The sequence below is a fragment of the Pseudomonas sp. NY15181 genome, from assembly GCF_048068055.1.
Taxonomy (GTDB): Bacteria; Pseudomonadota; Gammaproteobacteria; order Pseudomonadales; family Pseudomonadaceae; genus Pseudomonas.
Genome location: NZ_JBLUPT010000013.1, coordinates 59,952 through 74,983, shown reverse-complemented (window position 1 = coordinate 74,983; position 15,032 = coordinate 59,952). Strand labels below are relative to the sequence as shown.

The window sequence follows — 15,032 nt, the reverse complement described above, 5'->3', positions numbered from 1 at the left end:
TGGCGATCAAATGAGCAAACCTGACCAGACCTCCCCGCCGGTATTCGCCGGTCGTGGCTTCCGTGTCGACTACGACGGCCTGTCCGCCCACAACGTCTATTCGGCGGACGGCAACAGCATCCGTTACGCCATCGTCTCCGGCCCATATGCCGGTGCCCGTGGCGAGGCGGCCTGCCAGTGGCAGGAAATCGCCGAGCGCGTCTACGTGATCTCCTGGCAGGAAGCCGACGGCGCAACCGTGGTGCACGTCGACGATTTCGCCAATGGCCGCTCGCAGGCGTTCTTCACCGCCACTGACCTCAGCTTCTACCGAATGCAGGGGCCGCTGACGGAGATCGAGGTGTAATCGCTCGAAGCATGCTCGGCAAAAGGCCGTCTCTTGATGAGACGGCCTATTGCATTCCCGCCGTTTTTCCATCGCTCAAAACAAAGCCCCGGCCGGTGGGCCGGGGCTTGAGGCGAAGCGGGTTGATTCAGATCGCCAGACTGTCCACCACGCCGCCGTCCACGCGCAGGGCGGCGCCGGTGGTGGCGGAGGAGTAGGGCGAGGCCACGTAGGTGACCAGGGCGGCCACTTCGTCGACTTCGGCGACGCGCTGGATGATCGAGCTGGGACGTTCGCGACGGACGAAGGCGTTGGCTTCCTCGCGCGGAGTGCGGCCGGACTCGCGCACGGCGTCGGCCACCAGGTTGGCCACGCCTTCGGTGAAGGTCGGGCCGGGGAGGATGGCGTTGACGGTCACGCCGGTGCCCGCCAGGCGCTTGGCCAGGCCGTGGGAGACGGCCAGGTTGGCGGCCTTGGTGACGCCGTAATTGATCATCTGCGCGGGAATGGCGACGCCCGACTCCGAGGACAGGAAGATCACCCGGCCCCAGCCGCGCTCGACCATGCCGGGGGTGTAGTGGCGGGCCAGGCGTACGCCGGAGAGCACGTTGATTTCGTAGAAGTCGAGCCAGTCCTGGTCGTCGGTGTCGTAGAAGTCGACATCGTTATAGATGCCCAGGTTGTTCACCAGGATATCGGCGTGAGGCTCGGCGGCGAACAGCACTTCTGTGCCGGCGGCGTTGCCCAGGTCGGCGACCACGCCACGGGCCTTGCCCTTGGCTTCGCGGATGCCGGACACGGCCTGGTCGACGGAAGCCGCGTTGCGGCCAACGATGACCACCTCGGCGCCGGAGGCGGCCAGCTGGCGGGCGATGCCCAGGCCGATGCCGCCGGTGGAGCCACTGATGATGGCGGTCTTGCCGCCGAGATCGATCTGCATGTCGGGGTCCTCTTTCGGGGGCACGGGATGTGCCGGTATTCGACTGGATCTGGTTTCATCCTAGATTCGGCCTGTAAGATCGTACATAACTTAATTCGACACACTTGAGTCCTTGAAGGTCATATGCTGGATCTCAGACAACTCCGTTATTTCGTCGCCGTGGCCGAAGTCGAGCACGTGGGCAAGGCGGCGGAGCAATTGCACATTTCCCAGTCGCCGCTGAGCCGGCAGATCGCCCAGCTGGAGGAACGCCTCGGCCTGCAACTGTTCGAGCGTAGCCAACAGCGACTGCGCCTGACGTCCGACGGACGTACCTTCCTGCACGAGACCAAGGCACTGCTCAAGCACGCCGAGCGCCTGGAATCCCTGGGGCGTCGCCTGGGCCGGGGCGAGACCGGCGGGCTGTGCGTCGGCTACGTGAGCCACGCCATCCACGCCGGGGTGTTGCCCGATGCCTTGCGCCGGGTGCGCGAGGAGCGGCCGGGCATCCATATCGCCCTCTACAACCTTTCGGCCCAGGAGCAGTTCGAGGGCCTGCGCCAGCGCAGCCTGGACATCGCCCTGGTCTGCGAGCCGCCGGCGGCCGATGACCCGGACCTGCTCGCCTCGCCGGTGTTCAACGACCCGCTGCACCTGGCCTTGCCGCTGGGACATCCCCTGGCCGACAAGGCCGTCATCGAACCGGGCGATCTGCACGAGCAGGACTGGATCATGGTCGAGGGCCACTTGCAGCAGAGCCGTCGCGAGCGCTTCCTGGCCAGTTGCGTGGAAGCCGGGTTCACCCCGCAGATTCGCCTAGAAGCCGCCGAGCCGCTGAGCGCCCTCGGACTGGTGTCCGCCGGCCTGGGACTGGCGCTGATCCAGCAGAGCATCGGCGGCGAGCGCAATCCCAACGTGGTGCTGCGCGAGTTGCCCTGGCTGGGGCAGAGCACCGGCCTGTGGGCGGCCTGGCACAAGGTTGACCTGCGGCCGATCGTGAGCGAGTTCCGCGAGATGGTACTGGCCTGCTCGGAAGTCTGAACGGCGCTTCCCGGCAAATCGCTGTGGCGGGGCAGGGTGAGGGCAATGACATGGAGGGTCTCAAGTCTGTCGAATTATGACTTGGACGGTCTAGGTTGGGCGGGCATAGGATTGCCGCCACTGGAGTTCACAAGCGACTCCCCCCTACATGGAGAACCCCGTCATGAGTCTCAAGTCCCTGATCCCCACCCGCCTTGGTTTCGGCACCGCGCCGCTGGGCAACATGTTCCGCGCCGTGCCCGCCGAGGAAGTGCAGGCCACCGTCGACGCCGCCTGGAACAACGGCGTGCGCTACTTCGATACCGCTCCCTTCTACGGTGCCGGCCTTTCCGAAACCCGCCTGGGTGCCGCCCTGGCCAATCGTCCGCGTGACGAGTACGTACTGAGCACCAAGGTCGGCCGCATCATCCTCGACGAACTGGAAGATCCGGCCGCCCGCGAACTGGGCGAGAAGAGCGGCCTGTTCGAACACGGCAACCGCAACCGCATCGTCAACGACTACAGCGCCGACGCCACCCTGCGCTCCATCGAGGACAGCCTGAAGCGCCTGGGCACCGACCGCCTGGACATCGTCTGGATCCATGACATCGCCCAGGACTTCTACGGTGACGAATGGCTGACCCAGTTCGAGATCGCCCGCACCGGCGCGTTCCGTGTCCTCACCCGCCTGCGTGAAGAAGGCGTGATCAAGGCCTGGGGCCTGGGCGTGAACCGCGTCGAGCCGATCGAGCTGACCCTCGACCTGGACGAGCCGCGCCCGGATGGCTTCCTGCTCGCCGGCCGCTACTCGCTGCTGGACCATGAACGTGCCCTGCAGCGCGTGATGCCGCAGGCGGTGGAGCAGGGCGTCGGCATCGTCGTTGGCGGCCCGTACAGCTCCGGTGTGACCGCAGGCGGTGCGCACTTCGAGTACCAGAAGGCAAGTCCGGCCGTGTTGGCCAAGCTCGAACGCATCCGCGCGGTGGCCCGTGCCCATGGCGTGGACGTGAAAGCCGCCGCCCTGCAGTTCGCCCTGGCCCACCCGGCCGTGGTGGCCGCGATCCCCGGCTCGACCCGTCCGCTGCACGCCAACGAGGACCATGCCGCGCTCAGCGCCGTCATCCCGGCCGCGTTCTGGAACGACCTGCGCGAACAGGGCCTGATCAGCGCCGTCGCACCGGCTCCCACCGTTTGACCGCTGCGCCACCGGGCACGAGGCCCGGCGGCTAGCCTCAAATCATCAGCTCACCGAATCATCGAATCATTGGGGCCAGAGCCCCGGGAGAAACATCATGGCCAAGGCCACTGCATTCATCGATCTGAAAACCGACGCCGACAAGGTCTGGCAACTGATCGGCGGCTTCGGCTCGCTGCCCGACTGGCTGCCCTTCATCCCGCAGAGCGCGCTCAGCGAAGGTGGCCGGGTGCGCACCCTGAAGAGCGTCGCCGGCGACACCATCATCGAGCGCCTGCTGGAGTTCAACGAAGCCGGGCGCAGCTACAGCTACACCATCCTCCAGGGGCCGGGGCTGGTGCGTGACTACCAGTCGACCCTGCGCGTGGTGGCTGGCAGCGATGGCAAGGGCGCGCGCGTGGAGTGGTTCGGCTCGTTCACTCCCGATGGCATCAGCGACGCGGACGCCATCGCGCTGTTCACCGGCATCTATGTCGATGGCCTGGCGGCGCTGAAGCAAAGCCTGGAAGGCTGATCGGTCTCGAAGAAAAGCCCCTTGCCCAGCCCGGGCAAGGGGCTTTCTTCGTTTTGCCGGGCCGGATGACGCGCCGTTGTCCGCCAGGGCAGTGGCTATACTCTCGCCTGCGCCAGGGGTGGATCTGCCACGGGCGCGTCCACTTCGGCGGAGGAAGGTCAATGAATGCACCTGGTCCCGTTGTCAGGCCGACGATCCTGATCGTCGACGATACGCCCGAGAATCTGACGCTGCTGACGGAGCTGCTCAAGCTGCCTTACCGGGTCAAGGCTGCCCGGAACGGTGAGAAAGCCTTGCAGATCGCCAGCTCCGACGAGCCGCCGGATCTCATCCTGCTGGATGTGATGATGCCGGGCATGAGTGGCTTCGAGGTGTGTCGGCGCCTGCGGGAGCAGCCGGGCACGCGGCATATCCCGGTGATCTTCATCACCTCCCAGGGTGCCACCGACGACGAGGTGCGCGGCCTGGAACTGGGCGCGGTGGACTACCTCACCAAGCCGATCAACCCGCCGACCGTGCTGATGCGCGTAGACAACCAGCTGCGCATCAAGGCCGCCAACGATTTCCTGCGGGATCAGAACGAATTCCTCGAGCAGGAAGTGCAGCGGCGAACCCGCGAGGTGGCGGCCATCCAGGACGTCACCATCCTGGCCATGGCGTCGCTGGCCGAGACCCGCGACAACGAAACCGGCAACCACATCCGCCGCACGCAGCACTACGTCAGTGCGCTGGCCGAGCACCTGCAGCGGCATCCGCGTTTCGCCGCCGAACTGGATGAGGAGACCCGGCACCTGCTGTTCAAGTCGGCGCCGCTGCACGACATCGGCAAGGTCGGCATCCCGGATCACATCCTGCTCAAGCCCGGCCGTCTCACGGTCGAGGAATTCGAGTTGATGAAGACGCACACCACACTGGGGCTCGAAGCCTTGCAGACGGCGGAAGAGCGGCTGGGCATGGATGTTCCCTTCCTCCGGCTGGCCAAGCAGATCGCCTATGGACATCACGAGAAGTGGGACGGCTCGGGCTATCCCCAGGGCCTGGCTGGCGATGCGATTCCGTTGGCGGCGCGGCTGATGGCGGTTGCCGACGTCTACGATGCGTTGATCAGTCGTCGCGTCTACAAGGCCGGGATGCCCCACGAAGGCGCCGTGGAGTTCATCCGCTCCCAGCGCGGCATGCATTTCGATCCGGACGTCGTCGATGCCTTCATCACCTTGCAGGACGAGTTCCGCGGCATCGCCGAGCGCTTCTGCGACCGTGACAGCGACCTGGCCGGGAGGACCTGACCCGGCCGAAACACGCCAGCCCTGCCAGGAGGCGGCACGATGGTGACACCGCTCGGCTATCTTCAGCGTCTGCGGCTGCGTACCCGGTTGGTGCTGGGGTTCGGCGGCATCCTGCTGCTCGCGCTGTTCCTCGGCCTGTACAGCCTGAACGTACAGCGCAAGCAGAACGATCAGATCAACCAGATCTACGAGCAGGAAATGCTCGGCCTCTCGCACATCGAGGCGGCCCGCGTAGCGTTGGCGGGGATGGGGCGGAACGTCAGGCAGATCGTGCTGGCCACCGACGAGAGCGGCAGAGCGCAGGCGATCAAGGATTTCAACGAAGGCAAGGCGACCCTGCGCGAGGAAATCGAACAGGCCCGTCCGCTCATCTATCGGACCCGGGCCCAGCAGGAGCTGATTCGCTTCGAGGCCGCCTATGAGGAATACCAGACGCAGGTGGAGCGGGTGGTTGAACTGAACGACCAGCCTTCCGTTCCGGGGAAATCCACGGACGTCGCGGCCATTGCCCTGTTGTCGTCAACCGCGTTGCAGCGGCCAGCGGAGGTAGCCAACCAGGCGCTGGCCGAGGTGGCGCAGATCAAGCGCGCGGGCGCGGATCTGGAGGTCAATCTGGCCTCGGAGCGTTTTCGCCACAGCGTCCAGCTGACCTTCTGGCTGCTGGCCCTGGGCGTGGGCGGCGGCGTGTTGTTCGGCATCCTGATCAGTTGGTCGATCCGCCGCCCGGCCGATCAGCTGCGCTACTCGGTGGATGCCCTGAGCAAGGGGGAACTGGGCGTCGAGGTTCCCTTCCAGGACTACCCCAACGAAGTCGGCGAGATGGCGCGAGCGATCACCGCCTTGCAGTCCGAGGCCCGGCAAATGGCCAACCAGCGCTGGGTGAAGACCCAGGTGGCGACCTTGAGCAGCGAGATGCAATCCGTCGCCGGCTCCGCTGAGCTGGGGGACCGGGTCCTGGCTGCACTGGCGCCATCGCTGGCGCTGCGGCGGGCCTCGGTGCATGTCCACGAAGAGGAAAGCGATGAACTGGTGCTGCTGGGCAGCTATGCGGCGCCACCCGCGCTGCCCCGGCGTTTGCCGATGGGCCAGGGGTTGATCGGACAGTGTGCGAAGCAGCGGCGGCCAATCCAGTTGCGCGATCCCGAGCCCGCGCTCGAAGGCGAGTACGCGCCACCGCAGTTCCTCGAAGTGCTGCCGCTGATACACGGCGAGCGCCTGGTGGGCGTGCTCGCGCTGGAGGTGCTGGAAGGTTTCAGCCCGAGCCGGCGGACACTGCTCGACGAATTCATGCCGTTGCTTGCGATGAACCTGGAAATCCTCGAGCGCAACTCGCGTACCCAGCAGTTGCTGGCGGAAACCCTCACCCAGGCCGAGCTGATGGAACGCCAGGCCGCCGACCTTCAGGCGCAAAAGCAGGCGCTGGAATCCCAGCAGCAGGAAATCCAGGCCACCAAGGCCTGGTACCAGGGCATCCTCGAATCGGCGCCCGATGGCATGCTGGTGGTGGAGCAGAGCGGGCGGATCATCCTGGCCAACCCCAAGCTGGAGGTCCTGTTCGGCTATGCCCAGGGCGAACTGCTCGGGCGCTCGGTGGACGAACTGGTGCCCGAGGTGCATCGCGAGCATCACGCGCAGCAGCGCCAGAGCTTCATCGCGGAGCAGGGCAGCCGGCAGATGGGGCGTGCCATCGCCGACCTGCATGGCCTGCGCAAGGACGGCAGCCGGTTCTCCGTGGAGATCGCCCTGGCGCCGCTGCCGGACCTGCTCGGCCACGGCGTCTGCGTGTGTGCTTCGGTGCGCGACATCAGCGAGCGGCGCGCCATGGAGGCCGCCCTGCAAGAGAGTGAAAAACGCCTGCAATACATCCTCGATTGCAGCCCGGTCAGCGTCGCCATCTCGACCCAGGAGCATCTGCACCTGGTCAATCCGGCCTTCCAAGAGAACTTCGGGCTCAAGGCCGGCGACGAGGCGCGCGGACTCTATGTCGACCCGGCCGAGCGCGAGGCGATCTGGAACCACATGCGTGCCGGCGAGCGGATGCTGGAGCGCGAGGTGCGCCTGTACGACCGCAAGGGCGGCGAACGGGACATCCTGGCGACCTACTTGCCCATCCGCCACCACGGCGAATTCGCCATGCTCGGCTGGTTGTACGACATCACCGAGCGCAAGCTGGCCGAACAGCAGATGCGCCGCGCCAAGGAACTGGCCGAGGAAGCGACGCGGGCCAAGAGCGAGTTCCTGGCCAACATGAGCCATGAAATCCGCACGCCGATGAACGTGATCATCGGCATGAGCAGCCTCGCCTTAAAGAGCGGGCTCGATGCACGGCAGCACAACTATGTGCAGAAGGTGCATCGCTCCGCCGAGGGGCTGCTCGGCATCATCAACGACATTCTCGATTTCTCGAAGATCGAGGCCGGGATGATGTCGGTGGAGCACGTCGAGTTCCGCCTGGAGGACGTGCTCGAGCAATTCTCCGGCCTGGTCGGCTTCAAGGCCGAGGAGAAGTCGCTGGAGCTGCTGTTCCAGCTCAGCCACGATCTGCCAACCGCGCTGGTGGGCGATCCGCTGCGTCTGGGCCAGGTCCTGCTCAACCTGGGCAACAACGCGGTGAAGTTCACCGAGCACGGGGAGATCGTTCTCGGCATCGAGCCGGTCGCGCTCGACGAGGACGAGACGGAGCTGCACTTCTGGGTCCGCGACACCGGTATCGGCATGACCGCCGAGCAGTGCGGGCGCATGTTCCAGTCCTTCATCCAGGCCGACTCCTCGACCTCGCGCCGCTATGGGGGCACCGGCCTGGGGCTGTCGATCAGCAAGAGCCTGGTCGAACTCATGGGCGGACGCATCTGGGTCGACAGCGAGCCGGGCAAGGGTTCGGTCTTCCATTTCCATGCACGCTTCGGCGCCCATCCGGCAGCCTTGCCCCGGCGCATGCTGCGGGCCGATGAGCTGCTCGGCGTGCGGGCCCTGGTGGTCGACGACAACGCCTCGGCCCGGGAGATCCTGTCGGGCATGGCGCTGAGCTACGGACTGGAAGTGGATATCGCGCGCAGCGGCATCGAGGCGCTGGAGTGGATCAGCGAAGCCGAGCAACAGCACCTTCCATATCAGCTGGTGCTGGTCGACTGGCAGATGCCGGGCATGGATGGCATCGAGGTCGTTGCGCGCCTGCGGGAGGGCCATTGCCAGAGCGTCCCGGCGGTGATCATGGTGACCGCCTTCGGCCGTGAAGAAGCCATGGATGCTGCGCAGGGGCGTGGTGTCGAGCTGGGCACGGTGCTGACCAAACCGGTCACGCCCTCGACGCTGCTCGAAGCGATCAACGTCGCCCTGGGCAAAGAAAGTACCGCCGAGCCGCGCAGCCGCGAACGGGAAAGCGCCACGGCGGAGGCCCTGGCCGATGTCGCCGGCAGCCGGGTGCTGCTGGTGGAAGACAACGAGCTGAACCAGGAGCTGGCACTGGAGCTGCTGGGGGACGCCGGCATCGAAGTCGTGCTGGCCTGCAATGGCCAGGAGGCGCTCGATCGACTGGCGGTCGACCAGGACTTCGACGGCGTGCTCATGGATTGCCAGATGCCGGTACTCGACGGTTACTCGGCAACCCGCGCGCTGCGCCAGCGCCCGGAGCTGAAGGCGCTGCCGATCATCGCCATGACCGCCAACAACATGGCCGGCGACCGCGAAGAAGCGCTGCTGTCAGGCATGAACGATCACATCGCCAAGCCGATCGACCCGCCGGCGATGTTCCTCACCCTGTCGCGCTGGCTATCCCCTTACCGCACGGCGAGGGCGAAGACGGTGGAGGTGCCAAGGGAAGCGGAGCCGCAGGAAGCCAGCCTGCCGGGCATAGACGTGCAAGCCGGCCTGGCGACCTGCTCCGGCAAGCAGTCGCTCTACGAACGCTTGCTGCGCCGCTTCCATGCCGGCTACGGCGACTTCATCGCGCAGTTCCAGGCCATCGATGGGCAGAGCGACCCGACGGCGGAACGCCGGGCCGCCCACTCCTTGCGTGGGGCCGCCGCCAACATCGGCGCTGTTGCTCTGGCGGGAGCCGCGGCGGCACTGGAGGAGGGTTGCCGCACGCAGGCGCCGGCAGAACGCATCGCCGGGTTGCTGGGGGCGGTGCGGACGGAGTTGGACCGCGTGCAGAACGGCCTCGCGGGCTTCCTCGCCAGCACCGAGGCCGAGTCGGTGGCGGGTGCTGCCGGGCCGGGCCAGGCTGCGGCCCTGATGCGCCAGTTGCAGGAATTGCTGACGCATAGCGATACCCGCGCCGAGGAGGTCATTGGCCAGCTCTGCAACCTCTACCGGGGCAAGGACGAGTTGATTGCCCTGCGAGAGCTGGCCAGGGCAATCGAGGAATTCGATTACGACCTGGCGCTGGAGCGACTCGGGGAGATTCCGCAGGCAGCCTGGTAGCCCGTGGGAGCAACGTCACCGGGCCGGCGGTGCCAGCCGCCTCAGGGGGCCTCCTGCGAAACGACCAGCGGCGGCTGATCCAGGTCGATGGCGCTCTGGGTGGTGGCGGCGACGCGGGCCTTGAGCCATTCGCTGAAGGCCTTCACCACCGCGCGTTCGGCCTTCACCGGGTCGGTCACCAGGTAGTAGTTGCGGTTGGACTGGATGGTGATGTCGAAGGGACGAACCAGCAGGCCGCGGCTCAGGGCGTCGCCGCTGAGCAGGTTGTCGCCGATGGCCACGCCATGGCCGGCGATGCAGGCGGCGATGGTGCTGGTGGCGTCGGCGAACAGCACGCCGGAGGTGAACTCGATGTCCCGTGCGCCCACGGCGCCCAGCCAGAGGCGCCAGTCGGCGAAGTCGTTCATGTGCAGCAGGGTATGGCCGGCCAGGTCGCCCGGGGACTTCAGGCCGTTGCGGGCGTTGAGCAGCCGTGGGCTGCAGACCGGGAAGAAGTGCAGGGCGACGATGGGCTCGACGATCTGGTTGGGCCAGTCGCCAGCTCCGTAGGCGATGAACAGGTCGGCCTCCGCCGCGCTGGTGTCCTGCGGCGCGCGGGGCGTGACCACGTGCAGTTGCACCTGCGGGTACTGCGCGAGGAAGTCGCCCAGGTGCTGGCACAGCCAGTAGGTGGCGAACCCCGGATTGCAACTGACGCACAGGCGGCCGATGACCTGTTCCTCGTCGAAGCTGCTGCCGGCCAGTTGCACCTCGGCGAGGATGCGCCGCACGTCGCGGGCGTAGCGCTCGCCCCGGTAGGTGAGGCGGATGCCGCGCCCGGTGCGTTCGGTGAGGGCGAAGCCCAGGCGTTCCTCCAGGGTCGCGATGCGGTGGCTCACCGCGCTGCGGGTGAGGTTCAGCTCCGCGGCGGCGGCGGACACGCTGCCCAGCCGGGCCACGGCGTCCAGCGCGCGCAGGGCGGTCATCGAGGGAAAGTGCATGGGGATCCCTGGCGGTTGTCGTATCGGTGAATGGTGAAACTATCTGGACAAATTGGCCAAATTGTTTCGCTTGTTGTGAGTTTGGCTTCACCAATACTAGGCCACACGACAACAACAACAGGCAACGATGAGGAAGCCCGCCATGTCGAAATTCAAGGCCTACGTCCAGCAGTGGATCGACGCGCACCGCCAGCAGCTGTCCGACTGGCACCAGGTGATCTGGCATTTCGCCGAGCCGGCCTTCCGCGAGTACAAGTCCTGCGCCTGGTACGTGGAGTTGCTGCGCAAGGAAGGCTTCACCGTGGAGGAGGGCAGCGGCGGCATGCCCACCGCCTTCGTCGCCACCTTCAGCAATGGCGAAGGCCCGGTGCTCGCCACCTACGCCGAGTACGACGCGGTGCCCGGCAACTGCCAGGCGGCGGCGACCCGGCAGATGCCGCGCGAGGGCCTGTCGAAGTACGCGCCGGGCCACACCGACCCGCACTCCGCGCTGGGCATGAGCGCCCTGGGCGGCGTGCTGGCGGCCAAGGCGGCGATGCTCGAATTCGGCATCAAGGGCACCCTCAAGTTCTTCGGCGAGCCGGCGGAAAAGCTCCGCGCCTCCAAGCCGGTACACGCCGCCAAGGGTTACTACGACGACATCGACGCGGCCGTCAGCTTCCACCCCACCTACATGCTGCCGCTGAACAACACCACCACCTGGGACACCCACTGCGGCATCGCCTACTCCTACATCTACACCTTCACCTGCGAAGACCCGCAGAACTGGATCGCCGCCGACCGCTACAGCCCGATCCCGCAGAACCACCTGGCGGCCCGTGCGCCGGGCGCCAACGACGCACTGGTGCACTTCTACACCCTGAACGAGAGCCTGCGCCGCTCGACGCTGCCGTTCACCGGTCTGTGGAGCTTCAACGAAGCCATCCTCACCGCCGGCCAGGCCACCGCCGACAACCTGCCGCCGCACATCTCGCAGATCCAGTACCTGCTGCGCTGCGACTCCATCGAGCAGGCCGAGACCATCTCCACGGTGATGGACAACAACGCCGCGGCCGCCGCGCTGGCCACCGGCTGCAAATGGAAGAAGACCTGGGTCTGCAAGTCCCGTGGCGGCCTGGCCAACCACGCCCTGGCCCAGGCCTGCTACGACAACCTGGCCGAAATCGGCGCGCCGACCTGGGGAGATGCGGCGATCGCGGTCGCCCGCGAGATTCAGGTGAACCTCGGCCTCGAACCGATGGATGAGCCTTTCCTGCCGGCTACCGAAGCTCTCATCGAGCCGCAGGAGTGCGAGCGCCAGCTGCGTCTGCAGATGCCGGCCTGGCAGAAGTACCTGACCTCGGACGACTACCCCGAGTACACCTGGCATTGCCCGACTGTGCGTCTCTACGTGGCGCGGCCGATGCTCAGCGCGCCGGCCGGCTACACCTATCCGGACTGGGTCGCCAATGCCCTGGGTGGCATCCGCGAGACCATCGACCCGATGATCGAGGTGGCGTCGAAAACCATCGGCAGTACGCTGATCGACCTGTTCACCGAGCCCGACCTGCTGGCCGAGGCCACCCGTGAGTTCGACCAGCGCACCGGCGGCGGAATTGGCGGCACGCAGTGGCAGGCGCCGCTGCTGCCGAAGGACTTCCAGGTGCCGCACCGCTTCCGCTGGCCGGAGTACATCCGCACGGTGCGGGGCGAGGAGTGGTGGATTCCCGCGCGCGACGATGAGTGACGGGAAAGCTGGCGCCAGGCGATGGGCCTGGCGCCAGCAGCATCACGGGCTCGGCTTTTGAGTTTGCTGCGCCCAGCGTATCCGTGCCCGTCCCGGCTCCTCGGCGGGCAACGGCTGTGTGGCTACGAGCCCTTCCAGGCAGCGCTTCGCCAACTCCTGATAGATGCCGGTGCCTCGGGTCTTCCAGCCGATTTCTTCCTCCGACAGCTCGCGGACCAGACGCGCCGGCTGGCCGGCGAACAGGGTATTGGCGGGAACCGCCTGGCCGCTCTTGACGAACGACAGGGCGCCCACGAAGGCGTTCGGCCCCACCTCGACACCGTCCATCAGCACCGAGTGCATGCCGACCAGGGCGTTGGCGCCGACCTGGCAGCCATGCAGGATCGCGCCATGCCCGATATGCCCGCCCGGTCCCACCCGCACCTCCGCGTCGGGGAAGGTGTGGAGCACGCAGTTGTCCTGGATGTTCGCCCCGCGTTCGATCCGGATGCGTCCGAAATCCCCGCGCAGTGCGGCGCCGGGGCCGATATAGCAAGCGGCTTCGATGATCACGTCGCCGATCAGCACCGCATCCGGGTGCACGAAGGCGGTCGGGTCGATCACCGGAATCACGCCTTCGAAGCCATACACTTTCGCCACGGGAACACTCCTCTGTTGTCGATGCCTTGGTTCGCTCGGACCTCTCGAACAAGGCGTCGCCAGCGGCGCGGCGGTCCCTGGCTACCTGGTCGCCGGCGCTCGATAAGGAGCGCGAGCGCCATGGGCCCGTCTTGCTGTCATTCTTCGAGCGAGCGCCCGGAGAATGACGCGTTGCGGGAGCCGGCAAATCGTCTGGACAGACGACACCGGCCCCTCAACCACGGGGCGTGCCCGGCGGGGACGCCGCCAGCGGCGCCTTCTGGGCCTGCGCAATCACGATGAGCAGATTGTTCTCGCGATAGACCTCCGCACCCCGGGGGATCCACGACGGCACGGTACCGCCCGGTTTTCCGGACAAGCTCAGCACGATGCCGACCGGCCCTTGCGCGGTGTGTAGCGCGAGCCAGCGCTCCATGTTCTCGGAGGTGACTTGGCGATCCGCCGCGTCGGGGTAAGCGAGGCCGTATTGCAACTCTCCCTGGACGTCGAGCAGGGTCACGTCGCTGCGGTCCAGCCGCCATGCCAGTGCCGATGCGGCGCCCAGTTCATTGCTGAGCAGGCTCTTCGATGCCTTCAGGGCGTCCAGGTGCCGGGAGATGAATTGGTCCGGCATCTTGTTATCGACCACGGACAAGGGCATCGCGGCGGGAAGGAGCGCGACCAGCACCCACAGGCCGAGCGCCGGGGCGAACCAGTAGTGCGCCGGGCGCTTCCACTGGATGCAGCCGCAGACCATCCAGGCCAGGCACACCACCAACGCCAATCCAATCTGCAAGGGTTGGTTGGTATAGATCGGGTGCGCGACCTGGATGACGACCAGGCCGAGCAGGGCGACGCTGCCCATTCCCAGGTTGAGCAGCCCGTTGCGGGTGATTGCGAGCAGGTCGCCCTGGCGCAGCTTGTCCACCAGGGTGTTGGCCATCAGCAACGCCAGCGGCACGAAGCACGGCAGGATGTAGGTCGGCAGCTTGCCCTTGCTCAGGCTGAAGAACAGGAACGGCATGGCGAACCAGAGGGAAAGGAAGGCGATGCGCGGCTCCGTGCGCTCGCGCCAGGCCCGTCGCAGGCTGGGCACGACCAGCAGCGCCCAGGGCAGGGCGCCGGCGAACAGCAGGGGGACGAAGAACCAGAAGGGCGCGGCGTGTTGCGCGTGGGTGCCGGCGAAGCGCCGGATATGTTCGTTCCAGAAGAAGAACTGCCAGAAGTCCGCTTCGCGCTGATGGACCATGATGGCCCAGGGAAGGCTCAGCAGCACGGCCAGCACTATCGCCAACGGTCCGCCCTTGAGCAGTTCGCGCCAGCGCTTGTGCAGCAAGGCGTAGGGGCCGACCACGATCACCGGCAGCAGCCAGGCGAGGAAGCCCTTGGTCATGAAGCCCATGGCGCACGCCACGCCGAGCAGCGCCCAGCCTGCCCAGCGCTCGCGGGGCGTTTCGCCCTCCATGGCGAACCAGCAGGCAACCAGGCCTAAGGTGATCCACAGCGTGAGTTGCGGGTCGATGTTGGCGTAGCCGGCTTGCCCGGCGGCCAGCCCGAAGCTCATGTACAGCAGGCTGGCGGTCCAGGTCTTCCAGGCGTCGTTCCACAGCCGGCGGCCCAGCAGCCAGATCAGTCCGACCGTGGCGGCGGAGGTCAGCGCGGACGCGATACGGGCACCGAACAGATTGTCGCCGAACAGCGCCTGGCCGATCGCGATCAGCCAGTAGCCGCCGATGGGTTTCTCGAAATAGCGCAGCCCCAGGAAGTGCGGGGCCGCCCAGTTACCGCTTTGCAGGAGTTCCTGGGCCGCCTGCGCGTAGCGGGTTTCGTCGGGTATCCAGAGGCCATGAGCACCCAGCGGGGCCAGGAAAAACACCACGAAGGCGATCAGCAGCGCCGGATAGGCAGCCGTCGGCAGTGCGCTCTGGATGGATGGGGTATGCGATTTCAGGGCCCGCTGCGAATTGAGCGTGATGTCCTTCATCGGGTCGGTTCCTCGATGGTCTGGTGCGCCTCCGTCGGCGTGG

11 protein-coding genes are annotated in these 15,032 nt (G+C 66.7%); 7 read left to right on the top strand and 4 right to left on the bottom strand.

What is annotated here, in order from left to right; translation table 11 throughout:
* Positions 1-10: 10 nt before the first annotated feature.
* Positions 11-346, top strand: coding sequence for a MoaF-related domain-containing protein (locus ACNFBT_RS24515; RefSeq protein WP_416753305.1), 336 nt, complete (start codon positions 11-13; stop codon positions 344-346).
* 127 nt (positions 347-473) lie between these two features.
* Here ACNFBT_RS24515 and ACNFBT_RS24510 read toward each other — a convergent pair whose 3' ends face one another.
* Positions 474-1,265: an SDR family NAD(P)-dependent oxidoreductase gene (locus ACNFBT_RS24510; RefSeq protein WP_416753304.1), complete on the bottom strand. Its 792-nt coding sequence runs from the start codon at positions 1,263-1,265 to the stop codon at positions 474-476.
* A 123-nt stretch (positions 1,266-1,388) separates the two neighbouring features.
* On the opposite strand from ACNFBT_RS24510, the gene ACNFBT_RS24505 reads away from it, so the two are divergent.
* The 5 genes from ACNFBT_RS24505 (at position 1,389) to ACNFBT_RS24485 (ending at position 9,681) form a co-directional block, all read left to right on the top strand.
* Positions 1,389-2,285: a LysR substrate-binding domain-containing protein gene (locus tag ACNFBT_RS24505; protein ID WP_416753303.1), complete on the top strand. Its 897-nt coding sequence runs from the start codon at positions 1,389-1,391 to the stop codon at positions 2,283-2,285.
* 163 nt (positions 2,286-2,448) lie between these two features.
* Entirely contained in the window at positions 2,449-3,459 is a 1,011-nt protein-coding gene (locus tag ACNFBT_RS24500; protein WP_416753302.1) for an aldo/keto reductase, read from the top strand.
* Positions 3,460-3,556: 97 nt separating this feature from the next.
* Complete coding sequence (locus tag ACNFBT_RS24495; protein WP_416753301.1) at positions 3,557-3,973, top strand: SRPBCC family protein; 417 nt, start codon at positions 3,557-3,559, stop codon at positions 3,971-3,973.
* A 161-nt stretch (positions 3,974-4,134) separates the two neighbouring features.
* Positions 4,135-5,259: an HD-GYP domain-containing protein gene (locus tag ACNFBT_RS24490; protein WP_416753300.1), complete on the top strand. Its 1,125-nt coding sequence runs from the start codon at positions 4,135-4,137 to the stop codon at positions 5,257-5,259.
* Between the two features lie 39 nt (positions 5,260-5,298).
* Positions 5,299-9,681, top strand: a complete 4,383-nt coding sequence (locus ACNFBT_RS24485; protein ID WP_416753299.1) for a response regulator — start codon at positions 5,299-5,301, stop codon at positions 9,679-9,681.
* A gap of 41 nt (positions 9,682-9,722) precedes the next feature.
* Here ACNFBT_RS24485 and ACNFBT_RS24480 read toward each other — a convergent pair whose 3' ends face one another.
* Positions 9,723-10,661 carry a LysR substrate-binding domain-containing protein gene (locus ACNFBT_RS24480; protein ID WP_416753298.1) on the bottom strand — a complete coding sequence of 313 codons (939 nt, stop codon included), beginning with the start codon at positions 10,659-10,661 and terminating at the stop codon, positions 9,723-9,725.
* A 142-nt stretch (positions 10,662-10,803) separates the two neighbouring features.
* On the opposite strand from ACNFBT_RS24480, the gene ACNFBT_RS24475 reads away from it, so the two are divergent.
* Positions 10,804-12,387, top strand: coding sequence for an amidohydrolase (locus tag ACNFBT_RS24475; protein WP_416753297.1), 1,584 nt, complete (start codon positions 10,804-10,806; stop codon positions 12,385-12,387).
* A 42-nt stretch (positions 12,388-12,429) separates the two neighbouring features.
* On the opposite strand, the gene ACNFBT_RS24470 is transcribed toward ACNFBT_RS24475, so the two are convergent.
* Together ACNFBT_RS24470 and arnT are read right to left on the bottom strand one after the other, a co-directional pair.
* Positions 12,430-13,026: a transferase hexapeptide repeat family protein gene (locus ACNFBT_RS24470; RefSeq protein WP_416753296.1), complete on the bottom strand. Its 597-nt coding sequence runs from the start codon at positions 13,024-13,026 to the stop codon at positions 12,430-12,432.
* A 214-nt stretch (positions 13,027-13,240) separates the two neighbouring features.
* Complete coding sequence (gene arnT, locus ACNFBT_RS24465; protein ID WP_416753295.1) at positions 13,241-14,989, bottom strand: lipid IV(A) 4-amino-4-deoxy-L-arabinosyltransferase; 1,749 nt, start codon at positions 14,987-14,989, stop codon at positions 13,241-13,243.
* Between the last annotated feature and the right edge of the window lie 43 nt (positions 14,990-15,032).

Coding starts and splice junctions, on each gene's coding strand:
- ACNFBT_RS24515 (WP_416753305.1), top strand. CDS start 11: ATGAGCAAACCTGACCAGACCTCCCCGCCGGTATTCGCCGGTCGTGGC.
- ACNFBT_RS24510 (WP_416753304.1), bottom strand. CDS start 1,265: ATGCAGATCGATCTCGGCGGCAAGACCGCCATCATCAGTGGCTCCACC.
- ACNFBT_RS24505 (WP_416753303.1), top strand. CDS start 1,389: ATGCTGGATCTCAGACAACTCCGTTATTTCGTCGCCGTGGCCGAAGTC.
- ACNFBT_RS24500 (WP_416753302.1), top strand. CDS start 2,449: ATGAGTCTCAAGTCCCTGATCCCCACCCGCCTTGGTTTCGGCACCGCG.
- ACNFBT_RS24495 (WP_416753301.1), top strand. CDS start 3,557: ATGGCCAAGGCCACTGCATTCATCGATCTGAAAACCGACGCCGACAAG.
- ACNFBT_RS24490 (WP_416753300.1), top strand. CDS start 4,135: ATGAATGCACCTGGTCCCGTTGTCAGGCCGACGATCCTGATCGTCGAC.
- ACNFBT_RS24485 (WP_416753299.1), top strand. CDS start 5,299: ATGGTGACACCGCTCGGCTATCTTCAGCGTCTGCGGCTGCGTACCCGG.
- ACNFBT_RS24480 (WP_416753298.1), bottom strand. CDS start 10,661: ATGCACTTTCCCTCGATGACCGCCCTGCGCGCGCTGGACGCCGTGGCC.
- ACNFBT_RS24475 (WP_416753297.1), top strand. CDS start 10,804: ATGTCGAAATTCAAGGCCTACGTCCAGCAGTGGATCGACGCGCACCGC.
- arnT (WP_416753295.1), bottom strand. CDS start 14,989: ATGAAGGACATCACGCTCAATTCGCAGCGGGCCCTGAAATCGCATACC.